Genomic DNA, 530 nt, shown 5'->3' on the forward strand with positions numbered 1-530 from the left:
AATTTCTCCATCACCGGCATGCACCGCGACGGCGCGTATGCGGACTACACGGTGGTCGACCCCCAGCACCTCCACGCGGTTCCGGACGCGGTGTCGCTGGCCGACGCCGCCATCACCGAACCGCTGAGCATCGCCACACGAGCAGTGCTCACACGCTCGTCGATCAATCCGGGCGACGACGTACTGGTCGAAGGTCCCGGCCCCATCGGTGTGTTCACCGCCGCCGTCGCCGACTCTCTGGGCGCCAACGTCCTCGTCTCCGGCCTCCAGCAGGATGCCACGTCCCGACTCCCCCTCGTCCAGTCGCTCGGCATCGATACCATCAACGTCGCCGAGGAAGACCTGGAAGCGCGTGCGGATTCCCGGACGGACGGTGTCGGGTTCGACGCAGTGTTCGACGCCAGCGGCCACTACACGGGCGTCGAGACGGGGGTCGACATCGCCCGCAAGGGCGGTGAAGTCGTCGTCGTCGGCATCCCCCGCGAACCGAGCGAACTTCTCATGACCCCCGTCGTCCGCGGCGAAATCGA

1 protein-coding gene is annotated in these 530 nt (G+C 67.4%); it reads left to right on the forward strand.

The window, feature by feature from the left end; translation table 11 throughout:
- Nucleotides 1-530 (forward strand): zinc-binding dehydrogenase (locus tag AB2U09_RS00065; protein ID WP_459190650.1); only part of this gene is annotated, 530 nt, incomplete at both ends.

It is taken from the genome of Halosimplex yunnanense (assembly GCF_054504345.1).